Below are 15,794 nucleotides of genomic sequence, written 5' to 3' on the forward strand. Positions count from 1 at the left end.
TTTTGAAAGTTATCTTTATGGGTACGCCCGTATATGCCCAAAAAATTCTGGAAGAGCTTATTCGTGCGAAGGATATGGAAGTTGCGGCTGTCTATACACAGCCTGATAAACCGGTCGGCAGAAAAAAGGTCATGACTGCCCCTCCGGTGAAGATAACGGCGGAACGCGCCGGTATAAAAACATATCAGCCTGAAAAACTCAAAGATAAAGAGGTGATAGACGAACTTCTAAAGATCGAATGCGACTTTATCGTCGTTGCTGCATACGGGCAGATCCTACCTCCAAAAATATTAAATCATGCTCCATGCATCAACCTTCATGCTTCTATCCTTCCAAAATACAGAGGGGCAAGTCCCATACAAGAAGCTATCTTAAACGGCGATACCCATACGGGTGTTACTGCCATGAAGATGGATGAAGGACTCGATACCGGAGATATCATCAAAATATCCAAAACCGCGATAGATGATGATGAGATGGTAAGTACTCTTTTTGAGAAGCTGACGCATATCGCAGCCGATCTGACTTTGGATGTCTTGAGAAATTATGAAAGTTATAAACAGGAGAAGCAGGTCAATAAAGAAGCGACCAACTGCTCGAAGATCACTAAAGCCGACGGTGAAATAGAGTTTGAGGATGCGGTTATTTTGTACAATAAATACAGAGCGTTTACCCCATGGCCGGGCATCTATCTAAAAAGCGGATTAAAATTAAAAGAGATAATGCTTCGTTCTGCCTGCCGTGCATACGATGCCGGAAAAATACTCGAGATAAACGATGATCATATAGTCGTCGGATGTACTTTGGGAGCCATAAAGATATACAGAGTCCAGCCTGCATCGAAAAAAGAGATGGATATTCTCTCTTATATCAACGGAAAGCATTTAAAAGTTGAAGATTATTTATCTTGAGGCGGTAGATTCGACGCAGAGATATTTAAAAGAATCGTTAAAAAAGGGAGAACTGATTTCGCCTGTGGCGGTTACGGCGCAGAAACAGTACGACGGACAGGGCAGCAGAGGCAACAGTTGGATAGGAGAAGAGGGAAACCTTTTCTTTTCGTTCAGTATTCCCCTAAAAGATCTCCCCGACGATCTGAGACTGGAATCGTCTTCCATCTATTTCTCCTATCTGCTTAAGCAGGTTTTAGAGGATAAAGGCTCAAAAGTCTGGTTAAAATGGCCCAATGATTTTTATATAGGAGATAAAAAGATCGGAGGAACTATTACAAATATACTCAAAGACGATCTGATCTGCGGCATAGGATTAAATCTGGTTTCGGCGCCGGAAGGCTTCTGTAGCCTTGATGTTGCCATTTCTAAAGAAAATATTTTAAATTGTTATTTTAATTATTTGAAAAAAAATATCGGATGGAAGCATATTTTTAGTAAATATAAGTTAGAATTTGACAAAAGCAAAAACTATTTTGCACATGGCGGGGATAAAAAAGTTTCTCTTTTGAATGCTATTTTGCAGGAAGACGGTTCAATTATAAGCGATGGTCAAAGGATATTTAGTTTAAGATGAGTGAAGTAATTGTAATAGCGAATCAAAAAGGCGGCGTCGGTAAAACTACGACGGCCGTCAATCTGGCTGCATCGTTGGCAGTGGCTGAAAAAAAAGTTCTTTTGATAGATGCAGATCCTCAGGCCAATGCGACGACGTCTCTGGGTTTTCATAGAAACGATTACGAATTCAATATCTATCATGTGCTCATCGGTACAAAAAAACTAAAAGATATAATCCTGAAATCCACGCTTCCCACTCTTCATCTCGCACCGTCCAACATCGGTCTTGTAGGGATAGAAAAAGAGTATTATGAATCAGGAAATACCCAAGGCAGAGAGCTGGTATTGAAAAAGGCGATCTCTTTGGTGATAAAGGATTACGACTATATTATTATCGACTCACCGCCGGCGCTCGGACCGATGACGATAAATGCTTTGTCGGCTTCAAACTCCGTAATCATCCCAATACAATGCGAATTTTTTGCTCTTGAGGGTCTGGCACAGCTTTTAAATACCGTCAGGCTTATCCGCAAGACGATAAATCCGAAGCTTTCCATCAAAGGCTTTCTGCCGACGATGTTCAGCTCTCAAAACAATCTTTCAAAACAGGTGTTCGCAGATCTTAGACAGCATTTTCAAGGCAAACTTTTTAAAGATGTCGAAGATGAATATATCGTTATACCGAGAAACGTAAAACTTGCAGAATCTCCCTCTTTTGGAAAGCCTGTGATTCTATACGACGTAAAATCAAGCGGTTCGGAAGCATACCAAGATCTGGCGCAGGCGATAATAGCATAATGAAAAACAAAGCGTTAGGCCGAGGACTCGGCGCCCTTCTCGGTGAAATGGAAAAAGTGTATGATAACGAGATTCCAAATACGAACTCTGTCTTGGAAATATCGTTAAAAAATATCAAACCGAATCCTTATCAGCCTAGAAAGCATTTTAATGAAGAATCATTGATGGAACTCAGTGAATCGATCAAGCATGACGGCCTTTTACAGCCTATAGTCGTGATCGAGGACATCGACGGATATATCTTGGTGTCGGGTGAGAGAAGGCTGCGTGCTTCAAAACTGGCAAAACTAAAAACCATCCGCGCAATATGTATGAAAGTAGATGATGAAAAGATGCGCCAACTGGCGTTAATCGAAAATATTCAGCGTGACGAACTAAATGCAATCGAAATGGCAAATGCGTACGATGAATTGATAAAGATACATAATATCACACATGAGGATCTGGCTGCAAAAATCCATAAAAGCAGAACGCATATTACAAATACTATGCGGCTTTTACAGCTTTCAAAAAAAACGCAAAAAGCATTAATAGACAACAAGATTTCATCAGGACATGCCAGAGCTCTTATCGGACTTGATGAAAAAGACCAGCAGCTGATCGTCGATTCCATCATAGGTCAAAAGCTAAGCGTAAGAGATGTCGAAAGTATGGTCAAATCGATTAAAAACGATATCGAAAAACCGGTACAACAAGATGAAAAGATCGAATTGGATTTTTCACATTTAAAAACAAAACTTGAAAATCTTGGATTTAAAGCGGTCTTCAAATCAAATAAAATGACCGTTGAATTTTCAAATGATGCTCAAATAGAGCAATTTCTTTTAAAACTTTCATAAAAAAACAAAACTTTCATAAAAAAAAAGCAACGTTTAACTATTGTTTCAATTTATAAATAGTATAATCACGCAACTTTTAGGAGGTGCTATGTTAGATATAAGTCCGATACTGCTTGGTGTAACACTGGTTGTATTTCTTATCCTTATTGCCGTTCTAAACAGTTGGCTCTATAACCCTTTGCTAGCTTATATGCATAAGCGTGATGCTGACATTAAAAAAGATCTGCAACAAATCGGATCGAATGACGAAGAGGTTAATGCGTTGATCGCAAAAGCAGAGCAAATTGTTATGGATGCTAAATTGGAAGCGGCAGCTTTAAGGGAGAAGGTGATTGCAGATGCTAAGGAATTGGCACAAAGCAAGTTAGAAGCAAAACGTGCTGAATTGGCAAGTGAATATGTTGAGTTTGAACAAAGTTTAGCTCAAGAGCGTGAAGAGTTAAATGGTGCCTTGTTGTCGCAAGTTCCACTGTTTAAAGAAGCTATTAAAGCTAAATTTAGTCAACTGTAAGGATGTTCATGAGTAGAATTGTATTATTAATGCTTATGGTATCAACTTATGCGCTGGCATCTGAACAGGGTGGGGGTCACTCGACGGATATTTTGTGGCGCACGATAAACTTTGTAGTTTTTGCCGGAATAATCTGGTATTTTGTCGCGGAACCGGCAAAAAGCTATTTCTCCGGCAGAAGCAGATCGATCTCTGACGAACTGCAAAAAGTTCAAGATAAGTTGAATGAGTCAAAAGCGGCAAAAGAGAAAGCTTTACAAAAGATTCAAGATTCTGAAAAATTAGCAAAAGAGATTTTAGAAGCTGCTAAAAAAGAGAATAAAGTAATAAATGACAATATTATGAATCAATGTAATAACGAACTTGAAATCATAGGAAAACAGAGTGTCACTATGATGGAGTTTGAAAAAAGAAAAATGGTAAGAGAAGTAGTGAACGCTACACTAAATGAATTACTGACAGAAGATAATAACGGTTTTGATAAAAAAGCCATGGTCGATGTTATCTTGAAAAAGGTTGCATAATGGAAGAGTTGATAGCAAAACGTTACAGTAAAGCTTTGAAAAATATTTTCAGTAGCGATGAATTGGTTGTTGTCGATGTTGTTTTTGAAACACTGGCCGATGAATTTAAAAATTTAAAATATTCTCAGATCATGGAAAGCCCGAACGTTGCAAAGAGTCAAAAACGCGATATTCTTTTAGATTCGGTGAAATCTGCCGAATCCCAAAAACTAAACAGCCTGATCGATCTGTTGGTCGAACATAATCGTATAGACATAATTCCTGCATTATCAAAAGTTATAAAAAAAGAGATCGCTAAAATAAATAATTCTTATAATGGAGTTGTTTATAGCAATAGTGACATTGATGGAACGGTTTTAAAAGAACTAAGTGCCGGAATCAGTAAAAAAATCGATTCTAATATCACTTTAGAGTTTGTTAAAAACGACTTTGACGGTATAAAGATGAAAGTAGAAGATCTTGGAATCGAGATCGATTTTTCAAAATCAAGAATAAATACTCAAATCATTGAGCATATTTTAAAAGCAATTTAATACGAAGAGAGGAGAAAAGTAGTGGTAGCAAAAGTAAAAGCTGACGAAATAAGTTCTATTATTAAAGAACGTATCGAAAACTTTGAACTTAAAGTTGATATCAATGAAACAGGTAAGATATTATCTTATGCTGATGGTGTTGCACAAGTTTACGGTTTAAATAATGTTATGGCTGGTGAAATGGTTGAATTCGAAGAGGGAACTCTTGGTCTTGCTATGAACCTTGAAGAAAGTAGTGCAGGTATCGTTATACTTGGAGGCGGAAACGCTTTAAAAGAGGGAATGAGCGTTAAACGTTTAGGAAAACTTTTAAGTACGCCGGTAGGGGATGCGTTACTTGGACGTGTTGTAAATGCACTTGGTGAGCCGATCGACGGTAAAGGTCCGATCGAAACTACAGAAGTTCGCGTGGTTGAAGAAAAAGCACCTGGCATTATGGCTCGTAAATCAGTTCATGAACCGCTTGCAACAGGTATCAAAGCTATTGATGCTCTTGTTCCGATCGGACGTGGTCAACGTGAGCTTATCATCGGTGACCGTCAAACAGGTAAGACAACGGTTGCATTGGATGCGATTATCAATCAAAAAGGTAACGGCGTTGTATGTATCTACGTTGCTGTAGGTCAAAAACAATCTACTATCGCTCAAGTCGTTCGTCGTCTTGAAGAGCATGGCGCGATGGAGTATACGATCATCGTCTCTGCTACGGCTGCTGAAGCTGCTGCATTACAATTTCTTGCACCGTATACAGGTGTAACTATGGGTGAATATTTCCGTGACAATGCACGTCATGGTCTTATCGTTTATGATGATCTTACAAAACATGCAGTTGCATACCGTGAAATGTCACTGATCCTTCGTCGTCCTCCGGGCCGTGAAGCATATCCAGGGGATGTTTTCTACCTACACTCTCGTCTACTAGAGCGTGCAGCGAAACTAAACGATGAAAAAGGTGCAGGTTCATTAACTGCTCTTCCTATCATTGAAACTCAAGCGGGTGACGTTGCGGCATATATCCCGACAAACGTCATCTCTATTACAGATGGACAGATATTCCTAGAAACTGACCTATTCAACTCAGGTGTTCGTCCTGCGATCAACGTCGGTCTTTCAGTTTCTCGTGTCGGTGGTGCTGCTCAGATCAAAGCTACCAAGCAAGTTGCCGGTACATTACGTCTTGACCTTGCTCAGTACCGTGAACTTCAAGCATTCGCTCAGTTCGCATCTGACCTTGACGAAGTTTCCCGTAAACAGCTAGAGCGTGGACAAAGAATGGTAGAGGTTCTTAAACAGCCTCCGTACTCTCCACTTTCTGCTGAGAAACAAGCTCTTATTATCTTTGCTGGTAACCAAGGTTTCTTAGATGATATGGATGTCTCGAACGTAGTTCGTTTTGAAGCGGAGTTATATCCGTTTATTGAAGCTTCTCATCCTCAAATCTTTGAGAATATCAGAAGCTCATCTAAAATTGACGATGATACGCATGCGTTAATGTTAAAAGCACTAGAAGAGTTCAAAACTAGCTTTGTAGTAGCGTAAGGAAGTATTTCTATGGCAAACTTGAAAAATATTCAAAGACAGATCAAAAGTGTTGCAAACACTCAAAAGACAACACGTGCGATGAAGCTTGTATCTACTGCAAAGCTTCGCCGTGCAGAAGAGTTGGCTAAACGTTCTCGTCTTTTTTCTAATAAGATAAATCAGGTTATTGCCGAAATCGCTGGTCGTATAAAATGTTATAACGTCGAAGGTATAGGAAACCGTTCTTTTGAAAAGATCGAAAATCCAAAGATAGTCGACATTATTTTTGTTACTGCAGATAAAGGGTTATGTGGAGGCTTTAATATTCAAACCATTAAAGCGGTGAGCAAACTGATATCTGAGTTCCAAGCTAAGCAAGTAAAAATACGTCTTCGTGGAATCGGTAAAAAGGGTATTGAATACTTTAAATATAAAGAGATCGACATGTTCGATGAAGTCAAAGATTTAAGTTCGAAGCCCGACTTAGAGCGTTCTAGCAAGTTTATTGCTACATCTATGAATGATTTTTATGATGGGAAAACAGATGGTATCTACATCGTGTACAACGGGTATAAAAACGTTATTACCCAGGAGCTGCATGTAAATAAAATCCTGCCTATCGATTCAGATCAGTTCAACTGTGAAGATGCTGCAAAAGAATCTTTACTGGAGATAGAAGCTCAAGATGAAGAAATAATGTTGAAATCTCTGCTTAACAAGTATGTTGAAAACAATATGTACTACGCGTTGATAGATTCGGTTGCGGCAGAACACAGCTCGCGTATGCAGGCGATGGATGCGGCGACAAACAATGCTAAAGAGATGGTTAAGACATTAAATGTTCAATACAATAAAGCACGTCAAGCTGCTATTACGACAGAGCTTATAGAAATCATAAGCGGCGTGGAGTCTATGAAATAATGGAGAAAAATATGATTGGTAAAATTAGTCAGGTTATGGGTCCAGTTGTTGACGTTGATTTTGACGGATATCTTCCGGTAGTCAACGAAGCAATTGAAGTTAAGGCTAATGTTGAAGGTAACGAGTTCCGTCTTGTACTTGAAGTTGCAGCCCACCTTGGTGATGGTCGTGTTAGAACCATCGCTATGGATATGAGTGAAGGTTTAGTACGCGGTATGGAAGCTGTTGCAACAGGTGCTCCTATTAAAGTTCCTGTCGGCGAAAAAGTTCTAGGACGTATATTCAACGTTATCGGTGAGACTATCGATGAGGGTGATCAAATTACGGATTCTGAGATGTGGTCTATCCACCGAGATCCTCCGGTATTGGTTGATCAATCGACTAAAACAGAGATGTTTGAAACAGGTATCAAAGTTGTTGACCTTCTTGCTCCATACGCAAAAGGTGGTAAAGTTGGACTATTTGGTGGTGCGGGTGTTGGTAAAACGGTCATCATCATGGAACTTATCCACAACGTTGCGCACGGACACGACGGTCTTTCAGTATTCGCAGGTGTTGGAGAGCGTACTCGTGAGGGGAACGACCTTTACCACGAAATGCTTGAATCGAACGTTTTGGACAAAGTTGCACTGTGCTACGGACAGATGAGTGAGCCTCCTGGAGCACGTAACCGTATCGCGCTTACCGGTCTTACAATGGCTGAGTACTTCCGTGATGAGAAGAAACTTGACGTATTGATGTTCATCGACAACATCTTCCGTTTTGCTCAATCAGGTTCAGAGATGTCTGCACTTCTTGGACGTATCCCTTCAGCAGTTGGTTACCAACCGACACTTGCTCGTGAGATGGGTGCTTTACAAGATCGTATTACATCTACAAAATCCGGTTCAATTACATCGGTTCAAGCTGTATATGTACCTGCGGATGACTTGACTGACCCGGCTCCGGCTTCAGTTTTCGCTCACCTTGATGCTACGACGGTTCTTAACCGTAAAATTGCGGAAAAAGGTATCTATCCTGCGGTTGATCCACTGGATTCTACTTCAAGACTACTTGACCCGCAAATTATCGGTGAAGAGCACTATAATGTTGCACGTGGTGTACAACAAACTCTTCAAAAATACAAAGACCTACAAGATATCATCGCGATTCTTGGTATGGACGAGCTTTCTGAAGACGATAAAGCGACTGTTGAACGTGCTCGTAAGATCGAGAAATTCCTTTCTCAACCGTTCTTCGTTGCAGAAGTATTTACAGGTGCTCCTGGTAAATATGTTAAACTTGAAGACACTATCAAAGGATTCAAAGGTATCCTAGACGGTGAATTCGACCACATGCCGGAATCAGCTTTCTATATGGTTGGCGGTATGGATGAGGCTATTGCTAAAGCTGAAAAGCAAAAAAGTAAATAGTCCATATAAACTCTAAAGGATTGTTATGGATACATTCAGACTTGAAATCCTGACTCCTAACGGCGAGATCTATAACGGTGACGTCGTTAGTGCTACTCTTCCCGGTGAAGAGGGTGAGTTTGGAGTTTTAGCACATCACGCTTCGCTGACTACTTTGCTGCAAGCTGGTGTAATCGACCTGGAGACAGAAGATAAAACTGTCGAATCGGTTGCTATAAATTGGGGAGTTGTGCAAGTAGACGAGTCGAAGGTCGTCGTACTGGTTGACGGTGCGGTTGCGATCCAAGGCGAATCTGAAAGCGAAATCGCAACAGCTCTTGCGGATGCCAAAAAGCTTATTGAGGATGTCTCAGATTCCGCGACTGCGATCGCGACAGTTTCTGCTAGACTTGAAAACGCAGCTCAAAAGTTAATATAGTTTCATTATGATAAATGAGATTATAGATTTTTATATAAAAAGCCATCCTGTCACGCTTATAGTGCTGGCAGTGTTGTCTTTATACTTCTTTATTGTCAATTGGGTTTTCTTTTACAGACTCTTTTCGCTAAATAAGTGGATATCAAATGAAAACTCTTCTCTTGAAACCGTCCTTATGGGGGCGTCGCATGTCTCTGAAAACTCTTTTTTGCGCCACTTTATAAAAAGTTCCTCTAAGATCTCAAAAGAGCTTTTTGATCTAGCCCTTTTTGCTGCCACGAAAGAGGCTACCAAAGGGCTCTCTTTTTTATCTATCGTTGCGTCGACATCACCGTTTATCGGGCTTTTCGGTACGGTCGTTTCTATCTTGGATACTTTTAGCCATATAGGACAGTCAAGCGGTACGATGGCAATAATCGCTTCAGGCGTGTCCGACGCCCTTGTCGCAACTGCAACGGGTATATTCGTGGCGATATTTGCTTATACGTACCATCAAATATTAAAGAGAAAAGCGTTCGAGCTCTCGGGCTTGTTGAAAATGCAGTCCGATTCTATACTTTCAAAGAGTATATAGATGATGATCTACGATTGGGATGAGAAGCCGGAACTCAATATCACTCCTTTAGTGGATGTGATGCTGGTTCTGCTTGCCATACTCATGGTCATAGCGCCCAACATAGTATATGAAGAGTTGATAAATCTGCCTCAAGGTTCTGCCATCAAGCAGATATCCAAAGTTTCACCTGTTCATATAACTATCGATAAAGACAGAAACATCAAAGTCAATAAAAACAGTTTTGAATTGCGCACGTTTGCAGACAATTTCATGCAGTTTGCACAAACACTTAAAGGTAAACCCACCGTCACTATCAGTGCCGACAAATCCTTGGATTACGGTGTCGTGATGTCAATAATCGCAGCCGTGAAACAAGCAGGGTTTAGTGAGATATCTCTAGCTACAAATGGTTAATAACAACAACAGCTACTTTTACATAAGCGGCTTAATGTCATCGGTAATACTGCTTCTCGTTTTTATACTTTTCTCTTATGTATTGTTTTCATCGCAGCAGATAAAATCTTATGCTTTGCAAAAAAATGATGCTATCACCGTATCGATAGTCATGCAGACCCGGCCGGTAAACGAATCGAAAAAAAACAATAGTGATCAGATCGAGAAAAATGAAGCGCCAAAAGACGTTTCCTCTTTATTCTCAAGCGTTTGGACAAAATCCGTTGATAAGATAAGTGAAAAAAAAGCGGATTCGATAGATAAAAATCAGCTGCTGCGGCTTACTAAAAAGATAAAAAGAAGCAGTAAAAACGATGTCGAATCCATAAAAGAGAAGGTCGAAAATACGAAGTTTGCAAAAGCGGACGTGCAGGTAACAAGCGATGAGGGCTCATCGGGACAAGAGGTTAACGAGTTTTTGGCTAAAATACAGGGAGAAATCTATAATAATTTTTTTCCGCCCCAAAACACTCAAGGACAAAGTGCCAAAGTTCTTATAAGACTTGGTGCAGACGGAACGGTATTGGATTTTATAATCCTGTCGTATTCTGCCGATGAGACGTTTAACGGGGAAGTGGACAGATTGAAAAATAGAATCGATATGCTGAAATTTCCGGAAAATCCTGAAAATAGATCCGGAAGTTATACGATCATATTGAAAGCCAAGGAGTGAGATTGCGTATTTTTTTAAGTTTGTTATTTTTAATAACTCTATCTTTTGGAGCGGATGCTACTATAGAGGTAGTGAAAAAAGTCGATACTCTGCCGACTATCGGTGTGGAAGACTCGTCAATAAGTTATGATGCGACTTTCAAAAAAAGGTTTTTTAAAGCTTTGATAAGCGATCTTAACGTCTTGTCTCTTTTTAACGTCGACCGTCATAATTATATTACGCACTATAACAATACCGAAGTGGTTGCCGAGGACAAAGATAAAGACTATGTTTTGAGATATAAGCTTTATGAAGATGACAATCAGGCTTTGAACATAGATATGAAGATCATAAAGAACTCTAATGACGTTATGAAAAAAAGCTATAGGATCAAGAACAAAAAACTTTATGTCTTCGTTTCGCATGCGATGGCTTACGACATAAATAATTTTATGGGTGCAGAGCCCGTAGACTGGATCAAAAAAAAGATATTGCTCTCCCGTCTTGTCGCTCCCGGACAGAGCGAGATATTGATCTGCGATTATACTTTGGCTTTTTCTCAGAAAATAGTGACAGGCGGACTGAACGTCTTTCCTAAGTGGGCGAATAAAGAGCAGACCGCGTTTTACTACACCTCTTTAAGTGGAAAGAAACCGTCACTGAAAAAAGTCGATATAAAAACGGCAAAGGTTTCAAATATACTTTCTTCTGACGGAATGATCGTCTGTTCGGACGTAAGTCTGGACGGTAAAAAACTGCTTGTGACGATGGCTCCTTCGGGGCAGCCGGATATCTATATGTACAACGTCGATACAAGAAAGACAAGGCGTCTTACGACATACAGCGGTATAGATGTCAACGGGCAGTTTTTAAAAGACAATAAGATCGTATTTGTGTCAAATCGTCTGGGATATCCGAATATTTTTTCAAAAGTCATCGGACAAAAAGGCGTCGAGCAGCTGGTCTATTACGGTAAAAGCAACTCATCATGCAGCGCGCATAATCAGTATATAGTCTATAAATCCAGAGAGAGCTCCGATAATTTTTCGGATAACACTTTTAACCTTCATCTGATATCTACGGAAACGGATTTTATAAGACGATTGACTGCTACGGGGATGAACGAATTTCCAAGATTTTCTCAAGACGGCGATGCGATATTGTTTATTAAAAACTATATGCAGCAGAGTTCTATAGGGGTAATAAGGCTAAAGTACAATAAAAACTATCTTTTCCCTCTCAGTTACGGAAAAATTCAGTCAATTGACTGGTAATGCCGAATTTTATATGTACATATTTGCTATTTTTCGTTACAATAGCGGATATTTCATAAATAAGGGTGTGTGTAATGAAAAATATTATACTTTCAAGTGTTGCTGTTGCAGTATTATTATTAACAGGATGTAGTTCAAATAAGCCGACGGTTGACGAAACGAATAAAGAGGCTGCGTCTACTAAAACTCAGCCTGTTGAAGAAGTTTCAAGTGTTCAAACAGAAAGCGTATCTTCTCAAGGTGTTGCATCTAATGATACAATGAAAGCTGATTCTAATGAGATGACTATGGCTAATATAGAAAGTACAATGACTTCCGTATATTTTGATTTTGACAAATATGCGATTCGTCAAGATATGAAAGAAACTGTCACGAAAGATGCAGATATCGCTAAAGCTGCTGCAAGTGCGTATTCTATCAAACTTGAAGGAAACTGTGACGAATGGGGAAGTGATGAATATAACTTTGCTCTTGGCCTTAAACGTGCCCAAACCGTTAAAACAGAACTTGTTAACGAAGGTGTTGACGCAAAACGTATCTCAATGGTCAGCTATGGTAAAAGTGCACCTGTCTGTAATGAAAAAACAAAAGAGTGCTGGCAAAAAAACCGCCGTGTAGATTTCAAGCTTCTTCCGTAACTTATGAAACGCAGTATATCTTTTGTATTAATTGCTGCATTTCTTCCGATATCGCTGTTTAGTTCCGAACCTTCCGCGTTTGGAGCCGGCGATCTGAACTCTGCGTCGCCTTATGGACTCACGACAAGTGAAAAAGCGATCTTCGGCAATAAACAAAAACTAGAATCTCTCAATAAAAAAACTTTATCTGTAAACAGCAAAGTGGATTCGTTGCGTGAAAGAATCGACGGGTTTCAGACCGTTTTGGAAAGCATAGCGGACAAATCGCATAAAAACAGTACGGATATCAATGCTCTTTTGCAAAGCTCCAAAGATCTTTCCGCTGCACAAAAAGAGCGCAATGACAAAATAGATGCTCTCATACAGACGAATACGGAAAATATAGAGAAGCTGAAAGCTCTGATAACGGAGATATCCGCATCGATAGATACGATAAACACCAACTATGTCTCCAAAGAGGAGTTCAACAATCTTGTCAAAGATATCAACGAATTTAAGAAACTGGTCGGTTCGAGTATCAAATCATCATCCAGAAAAAGCGGTTCCAGCTTAGATTCAATGAAAACGTCGACGGTTTACAATAAAGCCGAGAGTTATTATAAAAGCAAGAACTATACGAAAGCGATTGAGTATTTTACTTATTTGATCTCAAAAAAGTATAAACCCGCATATTCCAACTATATGCTTGGTGAGATAAACTATAAGAGAAAGAACTACGGCGATGCAATCGCTTTTTACAAAACAAGTGCGACTCTTTACGATAAAGCCAAATATATGCCCAACTTGATGCTGCATACCGCTTTGTCGATGAAGTATACGAAAGACAACGATAACGCAAAAAAATTTTTTAATGCATTGATAGCGGCATATCCGTCAAGCAGTGAAGCAAAAACGGCAAAAAAAGCTCTAGCAAGCTTAAAATAACAGTATCATTATCTATATTTCAGCCTATATGAAAATTATAAATGATACAATCCGTGAAATATATACGTAAGGTGAAAATATGGCAATTGAAAAAAATCAAATAGTATCTATTGAGTATGAAGTACGTGATGGAGATACTATAGTAGATAGTAATATCGGCGGAGCACCGTTAGTATTTATGTTTGGTAAAGGTCAAATCATTCCGGGTCTTGAAAAAGGGATCGAGAATATGACTATCGGCGATAAAGGCGAAGTTCTTGTGAAGGCTGAAGATGCTTACGGTTCTTATAATGCAGAAGCCATTCAAGAACTTCCAAGCGAACAGTTCGCCGGAATAGAACTTTCAGAAGGGATGAGCCTTTACGGTCAAGGCGAAGACGGTTCTACCGTACAAGTGATTGTCAAAGAGATCAAAGACGGCTCTGTCGTTATCGATTTCAATCACCCGCTAGCCGGTAAAGATCTTATGTTTACCGTTGCAATAAACAATATTCGCGACGCATCTGCTGAAGAAGCTATGACAGGAGTCCCTGCTGAAAATGCAGTTGATGATGATTGTTGTAGTACTGGCGGCAACAGTGGCTGTGGCTGTCACTAAGTTTATTACCGCTTCAAATGCTTCAAAAGAAGCATTTAAAACAGTTAATTTACTGAAGACTCTTACCGTGAATACCCTTATTTACGGTGAAAGAGGCACAGGTAAAAAAACACTGGCTAAATATATCGTACCCAATGCTTCTGTTATCGACGCCTCCTCTTTTGAGGAACTTTTGACTGCGATCGAGAGTTCAAACGAGATAATCATAACCAACATAGACAGTTCCCCGAACATTCAAAGAGTTTTCCAAGCTATAAAAAACAAAAAGATCAGAGTCATCGCTACGTGTGCAAGCACGAATATCGGCGAGATGTATGATGATATTTTCAGCGTAAAGCTTGACCTTCCTCCATTAAGTAAAAGAATGGAAGACGTTGAGGCTTTGATCGATATATATCTAGAAGAGATCAAAGAGATAGTCAGAGACGACGTAAAATTTAACAAATCCAATTTTATTCCCGATGTCTCGGATAACTCTATATCGCTTAAAAAACAGATATTTTCCTATTCCTTTTTGGAAAATATCACTGTAAACGAGTTAATGCATCTCATTGAAAATTATTTGGAAGACAAAATAGGAACGAATAACGATTATAGAAATAATCTCTATTTATATGAAGTTCCTCTTATCCGCGCCGGACTTAAAAAATTCAAATCGCAGCTGCAGTTAGCGGATAAACTGGGATTAAACAGAAACACACTCCGAAAAAAGATCTCGGAAAACAGCGAATACGGGCTGTAATACAATTATTTATCAAAAAAACAGGGAGTTAAATGAGTAAAAAAATAGCGATGATATTTCCGGGGCAGGGAAGTCAAACTATAGGTATGGGCAAATCGTTTTATGAGAACAGTGAATTGGCACGTGAAATGTTTGACAAAGCAGGGCAAAGGATAGGTGTTGATTTTCAAGAGCTGTTGTTCCAAGAGAACGACAAGCTGGCTCAGACCGCGTATACACAGCCCGCTATTTTATTGATAAGTATCATCGCTTATCGCTTGTTTCAAGAGGCAAATCCAACGACACCGGCACTTTTACTTGGTCACTCATTAGGTGAATTTAGTGCTTTGTGTGCTTCAGGTGCGATCGATTATGTCGATGCAGTGGAATTGGTACATAAGCGCGGGGCATTGATGCAAGAAGCATGTGAGGGGATCGAAGCGGGAATGATGGCGCTTGTCGGTCTTGATGACGAGAGTGTTGAAAAAGTGTGTGCACAGGCAAGAACAGAAGGTAAAAAGGTATGGGCGGCAAACTTCAACCAAGACGGTCAAGTCGTCGTTGCTGGAATGAAAGCCGACCTGGAGTCTATGGAGAGTACATTTAAAGAAGCCGGCGCAAAGCGTGCGATACTTTTAAATATGTCCGTTGCCAGCCACTGTGAACTGCTTTTTTCTGCGCAGACACCGCTGGAAGAAGCGATGAAGGGAATGGTAAAAGAGAACTTTGCAGCTCCGATCATCTCTAACGTTACTACAAAACCGTACGGTACGAAAGATGAAGCGATCGCTCTTTTAAAAGATCAGCTTGTAAAACCCGTAAAATATAAGCAGTCTATAGAAGCGATAGCTTCGGATATAGACCTGTTCATCGAGTTTGGTAACGGAAACGTCTTAAAAGGGCTCAACCGCAGAATCGCTAAAGATGTCGAGACGCTCAATGTATCGGACATGGATTCTTTAAACAGTGTGATACAAGCGCTTAAAGCGTAAA

Annotated in this window: 20 protein-coding genes; all 20 read left to right on the forward strand. The window is 39.8% G+C overall.

Features of this window, described 5'->3' with window-relative positions:
- Positions 1 to 2: 2 nt before the first annotated feature.
- The 20 genes from fmt to fabD all read left to right on the forward strand — a co-directional run bounded on the left by fmt (position 3) and on the right by fabD (position 15,793).
- Entirely contained in the window at positions 3 to 911 is a 909-nt protein-coding gene (gene fmt / locus WCY03_RS04405) for a methionyl-tRNA formyltransferase (RefSeq protein WP_345993782.1), read from the forward strand.
- Positions 892 to 1,527 carry a biotin--[acetyl-CoA-carboxylase] ligase gene (locus WCY03_RS04410; RefSeq protein ID WP_345993783.1) on the forward strand — a complete coding sequence of 212 codons (636 nt, stop codon included), beginning with the start codon at positions 892 to 894 and terminating at the stop codon, positions 1,525 to 1,527. Before fmt ends, WCY03_RS04410 begins: the two co-directional genes overlap by 20 nt.
- The gene (locus WCY03_RS04415) at positions 1,524 to 2,306 is read left to right on the forward strand and encodes an AAA family ATPase (RefSeq protein ID WP_345993784.1); all 783 of its coding nucleotides are present in this window, start codon (positions 1,524 to 1,526) and stop codon (positions 2,304 to 2,306) included. Before WCY03_RS04410 ends, WCY03_RS04415 begins: the two co-directional genes overlap by 4 nt.
- Positions 2,306 to 3,145, forward strand: coding sequence for a ParB/RepB/Spo0J family partition protein (locus WCY03_RS04420; RefSeq protein ID WP_345993785.1), 840 nt, complete (start codon positions 2,306 to 2,308; stop codon positions 3,143 to 3,145). Before WCY03_RS04415 ends, WCY03_RS04420 begins: the two co-directional genes overlap by 1 nt.
- A gap of 88 nt (positions 3,146 to 3,233) precedes the next feature.
- Positions 3,234 to 3,656 (forward strand): FoF1 ATP synthase subunit B', encoded by a 423-nt coding sequence (locus WCY03_RS04425; RefSeq protein WP_345993786.1) that lies wholly within the window; start codon positions 3,234 to 3,236, stop codon positions 3,654 to 3,656.
- Positions 3,657 to 3,664: 8 nt separating this feature from the next.
- Positions 3,665 to 4,180, forward strand: coding sequence for a F0F1 ATP synthase subunit B (locus WCY03_RS04430; protein WP_345993787.1), 516 nt, complete (start codon positions 3,665 to 3,667; stop codon positions 4,178 to 4,180).
- The gene (locus WCY03_RS04435; RefSeq protein ID WP_345993788.1) at positions 4,180 to 4,713 is read left to right on the forward strand and encodes a F0F1 ATP synthase subunit delta; all 534 of its coding nucleotides are present in this window, start codon (positions 4,180 to 4,182) and stop codon (positions 4,711 to 4,713) included. The genes WCY03_RS04430 and WCY03_RS04435 overlap by 1 nt, the downstream gene beginning before the upstream one ends.
- Before the next feature lie 21 nt (positions 4,714 to 4,734).
- Positions 4,735 to 6,252: a F0F1 ATP synthase subunit alpha gene (atpA, locus tag WCY03_RS04440; protein WP_345993789.1), complete on the forward strand. Its 1,518-nt coding sequence runs from the start codon at positions 4,735 to 4,737 to the stop codon at positions 6,250 to 6,252.
- Between the two features lie 12 nt (positions 6,253 to 6,264).
- A complete protein-coding gene (gene atpG / locus WCY03_RS04445; RefSeq protein WP_345993790.1) occupies positions 6,265 to 7,155 on the forward strand; it encodes an ATP synthase F1 subunit gamma in 891 nt (296 codons plus the stop codon).
- An 11-nt stretch (positions 7,156 to 7,166) separates the two neighbouring features.
- Positions 7,167 to 8,567, forward strand: a complete 1,401-nt coding sequence (gene atpD / locus WCY03_RS04450) for a F0F1 ATP synthase subunit beta (RefSeq protein WP_345993791.1) — start codon at positions 7,167 to 7,169, stop codon at positions 8,565 to 8,567.
- A gap of 25 nt (positions 8,568 to 8,592) precedes the next feature.
- A complete protein-coding gene (gene atpC, locus WCY03_RS04455) occupies positions 8,593 to 8,985 on the forward strand; it encodes an ATP synthase F1 subunit epsilon (protein ID WP_345993792.1) in 393 nt (130 codons plus the stop codon).
- 7 nt (positions 8,986 to 8,992) lie between these two features.
- Positions 8,993 to 9,559, forward strand: coding sequence for a MotA/TolQ/ExbB proton channel family protein (locus WCY03_RS04460; RefSeq protein WP_345993793.1), 567 nt, complete (start codon positions 8,993 to 8,995; stop codon positions 9,557 to 9,559).
- Positions 9,560 to 9,955, forward strand: coding sequence for a biopolymer transporter ExbD (locus WCY03_RS04465; protein WP_345993794.1), 396 nt, complete (start codon positions 9,560 to 9,562; stop codon positions 9,953 to 9,955).
- A gap of 34 nt (positions 9,956 to 9,989) precedes the next feature.
- Positions 9,990 to 10,667 carry a TonB C-terminal domain-containing protein gene (locus tag WCY03_RS04470; RefSeq protein ID WP_345993795.1) on the forward strand — a complete coding sequence of 226 codons (678 nt, stop codon included), beginning with the start codon at positions 9,990 to 9,992 and terminating at the stop codon, positions 10,665 to 10,667.
- Positions 10,664 to 11,920, forward strand: coding sequence for a Tol-Pal system protein TolB (gene tolB, locus WCY03_RS04475; RefSeq protein WP_345993796.1), 1,257 nt, complete (start codon positions 10,664 to 10,666; stop codon positions 11,918 to 11,920). Before WCY03_RS04470 ends, tolB begins: the two co-directional genes overlap by 4 nt.
- A 74-nt stretch (positions 11,921 to 11,994) precedes the next feature.
- Positions 11,995 to 12,558, forward strand: a complete 564-nt coding sequence (locus tag WCY03_RS04480; protein ID WP_345993797.1) for an OmpA family protein — start codon at positions 11,995 to 11,997, stop codon at positions 12,556 to 12,558.
- 3 nt (positions 12,559 to 12,561) lie between these two features.
- The gene (locus tag WCY03_RS04485) at positions 12,562 to 13,482 is read left to right on the forward strand and encodes a tetratricopeptide repeat protein (protein ID WP_345993798.1); all 921 of its coding nucleotides are present in this window, start codon (positions 12,562 to 12,564) and stop codon (positions 13,480 to 13,482) included.
- Positions 13,483 to 13,561: 79 nt separating this feature from the next.
- Positions 13,562 to 14,080: a peptidylprolyl isomerase gene (locus WCY03_RS04490; RefSeq protein ID WP_345993799.1), complete on the forward strand. Its 519-nt coding sequence runs from the start codon at positions 13,562 to 13,564 to the stop codon at positions 14,078 to 14,080.
- The gene (locus WCY03_RS04495; RefSeq protein ID WP_345993800.1) at positions 14,022 to 14,822 is read left to right on the forward strand and encodes a sigma 54-interacting transcriptional regulator; all 801 of its coding nucleotides are present in this window, start codon (positions 14,022 to 14,024) and stop codon (positions 14,820 to 14,822) included. The genes WCY03_RS04490 and WCY03_RS04495 overlap by 59 nt, the downstream gene beginning before the upstream one ends.
- 32 nt (positions 14,823 to 14,854) lie before the next feature.
- The gene (gene fabD / locus WCY03_RS04500) at positions 14,855 to 15,793 is read left to right on the forward strand and encodes an ACP S-malonyltransferase (RefSeq protein WP_345993801.1); all 939 of its coding nucleotides are present in this window, start codon (positions 14,855 to 14,857) and stop codon (positions 15,791 to 15,793) included.
- The last annotated feature ends 1 nt before the right edge of the window (position 15,794 follow it).

It is taken from the genome of Sulfurimonas sp. HSL-1716, assembly GCF_039645975.1.
Classification (GTDB): Bacteria; Campylobacterota; Campylobacteria; order Campylobacterales; family Sulfurimonadaceae; genus Hydrocurvibacter; species Hydrocurvibacter sulfurireducens.